Source organism: bacterium (assembly GCA_024224155.1).
Taxonomy (GTDB): domain Bacteria; phylum Acidobacteriota; class Thermoanaerobaculia; order Multivoradales; family JAHEKO01; genus CALZIK01.
Genome location: JAAENP010000034.1, coordinates 1 through 1,292, shown reverse-complemented (window position 1 = coordinate 1,292; position 1,292 = coordinate 1). Strand labels below are relative to the sequence as shown.

The window sequence follows — 1,292 nt, the reverse complement described above, 5'->3', positions numbered from 1 at the left end:
GGAGGCCATGAACATAGCCGGGCCGAAGGAGACCATCGGTTCGGCCTGTGCTCGGCCAGAGATGCCTGCGAAGGTGAAAACCGCCCTCCGGACGTTGCTGCTCAGCACTTCCGATGTGCCCGGCACTGAGGGCCGGAAGACATCTCTGCGTTACGCCGGTCATGGCAACAACCTCCCCTTCGGCGGGCCGCGCTTTTTCGCCACACCGCACTTCGCGGACACATACAACCCTCTCATCAAGCTCCTCCACGATGGCCCATGTGAGGACAGCCACCTTGCCGCTGGCCGTGCTTCTCAGCCCGCCGATGCGGACCCGCCGCTTCATGACGCCACTGGCAGTGCTTCTCAGCCCGCTGAGCTCCGCGGCTTCTTGGCCTCCGCGGAGCCACGCATGCCATCTCTGCGGCGCATGCATGAGACTGTTGCCGCAGACCCTCGGGCACAGGCGAAGTTCTTCTTACTCATGAGCGAGCTACACTACCGCCACATCATCGGCGTGGAGCGACTCCACATCGGCCGAGTGACGCTCGCGAGACCACTTCGACCTGTGCACGACGAGGTGGCCGCGTCCTTGCAGCCTTGCGTGACGCCTGGCACTACCGACATTCAGGCACCGCTTGAAGCACAAGGCCGTGGCTTTACACACGGCCATGGCAAGGGCCACAGCATCATCGGACCCACCATGGCGTGGCTCCGACGGGCCGTGACCCAGGGCCTCACGCCGGCGGTCCGTTGCATCAGGCGTGCCTTGCTCGAAACCGCGGTGACGGTGCAATTTGACGCAGCCAGGCTGAGCGGCCGCCAATTGGGCATCGATCTGCGTGCCGAGCCGTTCACCGCCCGACAACAGCGACAGAGCCGCATGGACGGCGGCGAGGAAGAGGATGGGACTCTCCGTGAGTGCGTCGATGTTGCAGCACCCGTGGAACCAGTCCACGTCGAGCGGGAGCGATCTCTGGCAGCTGCCTTATCGCGACAACCACTCACTGGGACCGCGGCATACCGTGATCTGTCGCTCACCGGTGCCTTTCAGTCCATCTTTCCAGCTTATCGACAGAGATCCAGCTTCTGCCTTCTCGCTTGGCAGAGCCAGCCCACTTTGAACATCATCGCCGGTCCCGCTGACACAGCGAGCTCCAAAACCTGCCACCCGCGACGCCTCAAGGATCTCTTCACCGTGGATGAGCACGGACAGATCCTGGAAATCCTCAAGCCCGACGGTACGGTCAGCTCCGAGGCGGATCGCGAAGCCGATGCCAAGCAGTGGGCAGCTCACTTCGCAGACGACGTCT

General features: G+C 63.4%; 1 protein-coding gene. It reads left to right on the top strand.

Going from position 1 to position 1,292, the window contains the following annotated elements:
- Positions 1–547 precede the first annotated feature (547 nt).
- A partial coding sequence (locus tag GY769_02535) for a hypothetical protein (protein ID MCP4200797.1) occupies positions 548–1,292 on the top strand: 745 nt, incomplete at its 3' end.